This window comes from Rhizobium ruizarguesonis, assembly GCF_012349115.1.
Classification (GTDB): Bacteria; Pseudomonadota; Alphaproteobacteria; order Rhizobiales; family Rhizobiaceae; genus Rhizobium; species Rhizobium ruizarguesonis.
The window spans coordinates 1-7,901 of sequence record NZ_PQIG01000140.1 but is presented as its reverse complement, the minus strand read 5'-3'; the positions used below and the strand labels follow the sequence as shown (position 1 = coordinate 7,901).

General features: G+C 62.9%; 6 protein-coding genes. 5 read left to right on the top strand and 1 reads right to left on the bottom strand.

Annotation, left to right across the window (positions count from 1 at the left end; genetic code table 11):
• Nucleotides 1-223 precede the first annotated feature (223 nt).
• Nucleotides 224-1,279, bottom strand: a complete 1,056-nt coding sequence (locus C3Y91_RS36335; RefSeq protein WP_168576400.1) for a LacI family DNA-binding transcriptional regulator — start codon at nt 1,277-1,279, stop codon at nt 224-226.
• Between the two features lie 189 nt (nt 1,280-1,468).
• On the opposite strand from C3Y91_RS36335, the gene C3Y91_RS36330 reads away from it, so the two are divergent.
• From C3Y91_RS36330 to C3Y91_RS36310, 5 genes are all read left to right on the top strand, one after another.
• Nucleotides 1,469-3,991 (top strand): hypothetical protein, encoded by a 2,523-nt coding sequence (locus C3Y91_RS36330; RefSeq protein ID WP_168576399.1) that lies wholly within the window; start codon nt 1,469-1,471, stop codon nt 3,989-3,991.
• A 65-nt stretch (nt 3,992-4,056) separates the two neighbouring features.
• Nucleotides 4,057-5,316, top strand: coding sequence for an ABC transporter substrate-binding protein (locus C3Y91_RS36325; protein WP_017988289.1), 1,260 nt, complete (start codon nt 4,057-4,059; stop codon nt 5,314-5,316).
• 11 nt (nt 5,317-5,327) lie between these two features.
• The gene (locus tag C3Y91_RS36320; RefSeq protein WP_168576398.1) at nt 5,328-6,365 is read left to right on the top strand and encodes a carbohydrate ABC transporter permease; all 1,038 of its coding nucleotides are present in this window, start codon (nt 5,328-5,330) and stop codon (nt 6,363-6,365) included.
• Entirely contained in the window at nt 6,362-7,411 is a 1,050-nt protein-coding gene (locus C3Y91_RS36315; protein ID WP_168576397.1) for a carbohydrate ABC transporter permease, read from the top strand. The genes C3Y91_RS36320 and C3Y91_RS36315 overlap by 4 nt, the downstream gene beginning before the upstream one ends.
• A 30-nt stretch (nt 7,412-7,441) precedes the next feature.
• On the top strand, nt 7,442-7,901 hold a 460-nt coding region (locus tag C3Y91_RS36310), incomplete at its 3' end, for an ABC transporter ATP-binding protein (RefSeq protein WP_168576396.1).

Genomic DNA, 7,901 nt, shown 5'->3' with positions numbered 1-7,901 from the left:
AAGCTTGAATCACAACCAGATTCCTTATGTCCAGGGCTAAACCTAGCGCATATGACCCTAACCCTCTCCCCGTAAAAACGGGGCGAGGGGACGTGCCCTGCGAGAGCCAGGTGGGAACGGAGAGGTCGCGGCATATCCCCTTCGCCCCGTTTACGGGGAGAAGGTGGCGGCAGCCGGATGAGGGGCGGTCTCTGCAATCTCTTGGCCGAGATGTCGCGTGTCCTCAGCGACCTTCCGTAACGGCAGACATATGCCTGACCGCCGCAACGCTGCCCCTTTCGACGAGATGGCAGGCAAGCTCGACCCGCCGCCGTGGGGCCGCAAGGCCGAGCATCATGTCGCGCAGCAGATCGAGTGCGGTGGCGCCGAGTTCGCGCATCGGAATATGCACCGTCGACAGCGGCGGATTGAGAAAGGCCGATTGCGGCAGGTCGTCTATGCCCATGACCGAGATGTCCTGCGGCACGGCATAACCCATCGCCTGCAATCCGCGCACCGCGCCATTGGCAAGACTGTCGCCCGCCGTCAGGATGGCGGTGAAGGAGAGGCCTTTCTCGCGGACAAGACGGGTGACCGCCTCGGCGCCGAGTTCCGGCAACCAGTCGTCGACCTCGAGCACCAGATCGGCATCGGCGGTCAGCCCATGATGCTGCAGGGCATCGCGCCAGCCCTCCAGGCGCCGTTCGATCGTCCGCCGACCCGGCCTCAGCATGAACAGGATGCGTTCATGCCCGGCCTTGATCAGCCGCTCGGCGGCGATGAAGGCGGCCGAGCGGTTGCAGGGCGTCACACTCGAAAGCCGCATATAGGGATCGTCGCTGTTGACGAGCACGACGGGCTTTCCGAGATTAGCCGCCGCCGCCAGCATCTCCTCTTCGTCGACGGTCAGGATCAGCATGCCGCCAAAGCTCGGATCATCACGCATCTCGGCGACGACGCGGGCTTCATCCCCCTTGTCGGCGACCGGCCGCATCGCCAGTTCGATGCCGAGGGCGGCGGCACGCCCATTCAATCCTTCGAGCACATAGAGCGTGAACTGGTTGCGGACATAGTCGATCATCGCAGCGCCGGAGGCCACGAGCATGACCTTCTTGCCGGCAACGCTTGCCGGCAGCGCGTAGCTGGCCGCACTTGCCGTTTCCAGCACCAGCTTGCGGATCTCCGGCCTGACGCCCTTTTCGCCGGCCAGGGCACGAGACACCGTGCTGATCGAGACGCCGCATCTGGCGGCAATGTCGTCGAGGCGCGTACGCCTGCCTTTTTTCTCATCCACCACCATGTCATCTCCTCACGCCCTCTCCATCATGCAAAAATCTTTCAGATTGCGCAAATGGAATGCCTATGCACAATTGTTGCTTGAGGAGTCCGCGACAAGCGGCAGAGCAGGGAGGCTTTGAAGATGCGGCGTGAAGGCCAATCCATGCGTCGGCGTTTTACCCGGCGTCCCAAGGCTTGAGCGGGCTGAAATATGACCACTGAGCAGCAATCCCATCTCCGCCGCGCAACGGCGAAGGATAGCCCGATCGTCTACTGGCAGCTCGCCCATCTGTGGCAGGAGCGCTACGACATCGCCGACCGTCCGATGGAAGGCAGCATGGATCCGTTTTTCTTCGTCACCAAGACGAAGAATTTCATCCCGCATGAATATCCCTGCCGCACCGAATTCAAAAAATCCTTCTCCGGCCGGCGGCCGCAACCGGCTGCCGAATTCGAGGCCGTCCGCTGGTGGCTTCCCTTTGCTTCCCCGCGTGTCGATCTCTCCGGCTTCTGGTTTCGCCCGACGCGCATCGGCTGCTGGGCGCGTACCTTCCTCGATGCCCGCTCAGTGGGGCGTGCGACGCTTCGCCTGTCGACCTGCGGCGGCGCGATCCTCTTCGTCAATGGCTGCGAGCAGGGCTTCATGGCGCCTTATAAGCGCAATCTCGAAGCCGAGCAGTTGTTCGAGGTCGAACTGGCGGCCGGCCTCAACGAGATCCGCGTCTATTTCGACGATCTCGCCGAGCGCGACGCGCGTTTCTATTTCCAGCTGGACTATGTCGAAGGGCCGGAAGTTGAAACTGCCCTGCCTGTTCCCATCGCCGACGGTGATGCAGATGCGCTGGAGTTGATCCTCGAAGGCATGCGCTTCGACCGCACCGCCTATCTCGGCGAAGACGTGACGATCCTTTTTCCCGCGCCGCTGCCGGCGGCGCTGAGCTGTCATGTCGAGATCGAAGGCGACTTCATGTCGATCGAGCGCTTCGATTATGATTTCGAGCTGGAAGCGGGAGCAACGAAACTGGCGCTCGGCACCTCGGCTGATATGCCCGCCGATTTCCGCCATTTCCGCATCACCTTCAAAACAGGCGCGCTTTCGCTCAGTCGCACGCTCGGCGTCGAGATCTGTCATCCCGAGCGGCAGGGGGAAGCGCCCGCCGCCTTGAAGGACCGCGTCGCCGAGGCGCTGGCCGAGGTCGCCGCCCATTCCGAGCCCGACACGGTCTGCGCTTTCGCGCGTCTTGCGCTGGGGCAGGGCGGTGAGGAAACCGAGGCGATGATCTCGGCCATGCTGCCTGTTATCGAGGATTGTCACGACTGTGCGGATTTCGTGCTGGTGCCGCTGCTTTTTGCCTATACGCGCTGGAGCGATTTGCTGTCACCCGCGCTGCGCGACAGGATCAAGCACGCCGTCCTCAATTACCGCTACTGGATGGATGAGCCTGGCAACGACGTTCAGTGGTATTTTTCGGAAAACCACGCGCTTCTCTTCCATACCGCCGCCTATCTCGGTGGCAGGCTTTTCCCCGATGCCGTCTTCGTCCGTTCCGGCCGCACCGGCGCCGAGCAGATGCAGGTCGGCGAAGAGCGTGTCCGCGCCTGGCTCGATCATTTCGAGCGCTGGGAAATGGCCGAGTGGAATTCCGTTCCCTATTTCCCGATCGATCTCAAGGGCCTGACGGCGCTCGCCGCCTGCGCGCCGGATGAGACGATCCGCGACCGGGCGAGTGCCAGCATCGTCCGCCTGATGGAGATCGTTGCCCGTTCGGCCCATCACGGCATGCTGACCGGCAGCCAGGGCCGCTCCTACGAACATACGCTGCGCCCCGGCCGATCGGTCGAACTCTCAGCCATCGCCCGGCTGCTCTGGGGCCGCGGTTGGTACGGCCGGCGCGTTCACGCTTTGCCGCAGCTTGCCGTCTGCATCCGCGATCACGGCCTGCGTTTTCCAGAAGCGCTTGCGGCGATTGCGGCGCACCAGGCCGACGACGCGCAGGAATGGACCTTTTCCCAGGGCGAGAACCGCTTTGCCGCCCTCTACCACTATAAGACCCGCGACACTGCGCTCGGCACCATCGCCCATTATCGTCCCGGCGCCTGGGGCTACCAGGAGACGGTGCTGCATCTGCGCTTGGGCGACCGGCCGGAAGCGCAGATCTGGATCAACCATCCCGGCGAAACCATCCAGTTCGGTTATGGCCGGCCGAGCTTCTGGGGCGGCTGCGGAACGCTGCCGCGTGTGCATCAATATCGCGATCTGGCGATCCTCGATTTCGAGATCCATGAGGGCCAGCCGGATTTCACCCATGCCTGGTTCCCGCTCGAGGCTTTCGACGACACGGTGGTCGACGGCAATCTGGCGCTCGCCCGCTCCGGCAACGGCATTGCCATGCTGATCGGCAACGGCGCACTGGAGCCGGTAAAACAAGGCCCGACGACGGATATCGAGCTGCGTCTGGCCGGCCGCAACGGCCGCTGGATCGTCCGTCTCTCCGATCTCGGGAGCGAGGTTGGCCTTGACGGCATGCAGGCGCGTTTCGCCACGCTTTCGGCCCGGCGCGACGAAGAGGGTGCATTGATCGTCGTCGATCCGGATTATGGCCGGGTCGTCTTCGAAGAGGACGGCACCGTGCGCGCCGAAGGCCGTATTCTTCGCCCGACGGACTGGTCGGTGCGGGGAGAAGCGGTACATCTGAAGATACCGGGCAGGCAGCCTCGGCGCGCGGCCTCGTAGACGACATGTCCGGCAGGTGGAGGACCGGCCGGACGCAGGAATTGATCGGTCAAGAGGAGGAGAAAATGACCAGAATGAAATCGATCGGCGCGGCTTTTGCTGCAATTCTGTTGAGCTCCGTTGCCGCCCATGCCGGCGACGTGCGCATCATGTGGTATTCCGATGGCGGCGAAGGCGAGGTGATCAAGGATCTGCTGTCGCGCTTCTCGAAGGCCAATCCCGACGTCAATGTCATCCTCGACGAGGTCTCCTATGACGTCGTCAAGGAACAGCTGCCGGTGCAGCTCGAAGCCGGGCAGGGGCCGGATATCGCCCGCCTCACCAATCTGAAGGCGCCGGCGCAGCACTGGCTCGATCTTCGCCCCTACCTCACCGACGCGAAATATTGGGAGGATAATTTCGGCGCCCAGGCCGACTGGATGCGTCCGGACGGCTCGAACGCCATCACCGGCTTCATGACGCAGCTGACGCTGACCGGCGGCTTCGTCAACAAGACGCTGTTCGAGCAGGCCGGCGTCGAGATCCCCGGTCCGAAAGCCACCTGGGACGACTGGGCGGCGGCCGCCAAGAAGGTTGCCGACAGCCAGAAGGTCTTCGCCATGGCGATCGACCGCTCCGGCCACCGTGTCTCCGGCCCGAATATCTCCTACGGCGCCAACTATATCGCCGCTGACGGCAAGCCGGCGCCGATCGATCAGGGCGCCAAGGACTTCCTCAGCCGCTTCGTCAAGTGGAACGAGGACGGCACCATCAACAAGGATGTCTGGGTCAGTGCTGCCGGCACCACCTACCGCTCCGCCGCCGAGGACTTCATCAATGGCGGCCTTGCCTATCTTTATTCGGGCAGCTGGCAGGTTTCGGGCTTCGCCCAGAAGATCGGTGACAATTTCGACTGGGTGATGGCGGGCAGCCCCTGCGGTTCGGCCGCATGCTCCGGCATGCAGGGCGGCGCCGGTCTGGTTGCCGTCAAATACACCAAGAACCCGAAGGACGTCGCCAAGGTGATGGATTACCTGGCAGGTGCCGACGTGCAGAAGGAATTTGCCGAACGCAGCCTGTTCATTCCGGCGCATAAGGGTGTTGCCGCCGGCCAGATGGATTTCAAGACCGACAATCCGCATGTGCAGGCGGCGCTGAAGGCCTTCGTCGAAGCGGCCGGCCAGACGGCGGCACCCGCCATGAAGCTGCCGGGCTGGAAGTGGTCGGACGCCTATTACAGCGCCATCGTCGCCCGCATCAGCCAGGTGATCGCCGGCGAAATGAAGCTCGATGACGCCTATGCCCGCATCGACGAGGACATCAAGGCCAAGGTCGCCGGCAACTGACGGAAGAACAGATGACGGCGAAGACGGTTTCTTCTGAACCACCAGTCAAAACTGATCTGCGGCAGGCGCTCCTTGCGCCTGTCCGGCTTGCCATGGGGATCGTCGACATTCCCATGCGTGGCTGGCAGAAACTGACCGGGCTGAACGGCATGGCGGGCGTCTTCCTGGCGCCCAACATGCTGATCTTCACCGTCTTCGTGCTGCTGCCGCTGGTCATCAACTTCATCTATTCGACGACAAGCGGGAGCGCCATCTTCCTGCAGAACAGGACCTATGTCGGCGCCGACCAGTACCGCATCCTCTTCGATTGCCGCAGCTATCTCGATCCCTCGACCTGTGCGGCCGACACCTTCTGGGCGGCGGTGCGCAACACCGCCGTCTTCGTCGTCTTCCAGGTCACAGTGATGCTGATCGCAGCGCTCGCAACGGCGCTGATCCTCAACCGCGAGCTTTCCAATCGCGGCTTCTGGCGCGCCGTCTTTTTCTTCCCGGTGCTGCTGTCGCCCGTCGTCGTCGGCCTCATCTGGAAATGGATCCTGCAGCGCGAAGGCCTGTTGAACTATGCGCTGAGCCCCTTCGGCTTCGAACCTTTCTCCTGGCTCAGCGATCGCTTCTGGGCGTTCTTCTTCGCCGTCTTCGTCTCGGTCTGGGCACATATGGGCTTTTATGCGCTGATCCTGCTCGCCGGCCTGCAGGCGATCCCGCGGGATCTCTACGAGGCGGCGGCAATGGACAGCGCCCGTCCGATCCGCATCTTCCGGCGCATCACCCTGCCGCTGCTGATGCCGAACCTCATCGTCGTGCTGGTCTTGGCGCTGATCCGCGCCGTGCAGATATTCGATGAGGTCTTCGTTTTGACCGGTGGCGGGCCGGGCACCAGCACCATGTACATCACCCAATATATCTACGAGACCGGCTTTGCGAGTTCGCTGCGCAATCCGGGGCTGGCGTCTGCCGCCTCGATCCTGATGGGCATCGTGCTTGTCATCCTGACGCTGGTCCAGCTCGGCGTCAGCAGCCGCAACGAGAAGAAGGGAGCACGCCAATGAGCGCTGTCTCTACCTTTCTGCTCCGCCGCCGCGGCCGCGGCTGGCACTGGACGGATGTCGTCACCTGGATCTGGCTGATCTCAGGCGTTTTCCTGATGTTCGGCCCAGCCGTGTGGCTTGTCTTCTCTTCCTTCAAGACGCCGGCAGCCCTTGCCGAGTTCCCGCCGTCCGTCCTGCCTTACGTCACCGAACAGGCCGTGGTGCCGGGTTACGACAAGCCATTGCCGCTCTACAATGTCGCGATGCCGGATGGCAGCACGCGCGTGCTCGCCGAAGTGCGCCGCATCGGCATCATCGGCCAGATGGTCGATCCGAAACAGCCGGGTGAAATCGTCAAGGCGAATATCAAGGACCGCACGCCGGTGCGTCAGGTCGAATTCGCCGGCGGCAACTACACCGAACCTTTCCAGCGCTTCGATTTCTTCCTGTTCCTGCGCAACTCCGTCTTCGTCACCGTCGTGGCGACGGCGACTACACTGCTCGTCAATTCCATGGCCGCCTTCGCGCTGTCGAAATACCAGTTCCCCGGCCGCACCGCCGTCATGCTGATGATCCTGGCGACGCTGATGGTGCCGCTCTCGGTCATCGTCGTGCCGCTCTATTCCGTCATCGGCACGCTGAACCTCTTCGACAGCCTCTGGGGCGTCATTCTGCCGACGGTCGCCACCCCGACGGGGGTCTTCCTGCTCAGGCAATACATGCTGACGATCCCCGACGAATTGCTCGACGCCGCGCGCATGGACAAGGCCAGCGAATGGCAGATTTACTGGCGCATCATCCTGCCGCTGTCTGCGCCGGCTCTCGCAGTGCTGGCGATCTTCTCGGTCGTCTGGCGCTGGAACGACTTCCTCTGGCCGCTGATCGTGCTCTCGCGCAAGGAACTCTATACGCTGCAGGTCGGCCTTAACGTCTATGCCGGCGAGCTCAATGTGCAATGGCACTACATCCTCGCCATGACCGTCGTCTCGATGATCCCGGTCGTGCTGATCTTCGTCTTCCTGCAGCGTTTCATCACCACAGGCATCGCCGGCTCGGGGCTGAAATAGACCGGCTTACATATAAAAACAGGAGAGTGCATGAGCGGGCTCGAACTCAGGAACATCGTCAAGAATTTCGGCGCCGTCGAGGTCATTCGCGATGTCTCGCTTCATGTCAACGACGGCGAGTTCGTCGCTTTTGTCGGCCCTTCCGGCTGCGGGAAATCGACGCTGCTGCGCCTCATCGCCGGCCTCGATAAGCCGACTGGCGGCAACATTGCCATCGACGGCAAGGATGTTACCGCTATCAGCGCCGCCGATCGCGGCCTGGCCATGGTCTTCCAGTCCTATGCGCTCTATCCGCATATGAGTGTCAGGGAAAACCTCGCCTTCGGGCTCGAGAACACCAAGGTGGCCAAAGCCGAGATCGAAGCGCGCATCATGGACGCTGCGCGCATGCTGGAGATCGAGCCTTTCCTGCAGCGCCGTCCGGGCCAGCTCTCCGGCGGACAGCGCCAGCGCGTGGCGATCGGCCGCGCCATCGTGCGGCGGCCGGATG

Excerpts from the sequence above, each read along its gene's own strand:
- C3Y91_RS36335 (WP_168576400.1), bottom strand. The coding sequence starts at position 1,279 with ATGGTGGTGGATGAGAAAAAAGGCAGGCGTACGCGCCTCGACGACATT.
- C3Y91_RS36330 (WP_168576399.1), top strand. The coding sequence starts at position 1,469 with ATGACCACTGAGCAGCAATCCCATCTCCGCCGCGCAACGGCGAAGGAT.
- C3Y91_RS36325 (WP_017988289.1), top strand. The coding sequence starts at position 4,057 with ATGACCAGAATGAAATCGATCGGCGCGGCTTTTGCTGCAATTCTGTTG.
- C3Y91_RS36320 (WP_168576398.1), top strand. The coding sequence starts at position 5,328 with ATGACGGCGAAGACGGTTTCTTCTGAACCACCAGTCAAAACTGATCTG.
- C3Y91_RS36315 (WP_168576397.1), top strand. The coding sequence starts at position 6,362 with ATGAGCGCTGTCTCTACCTTTCTGCTCCGCCGCCGCGGCCGCGGCTGG.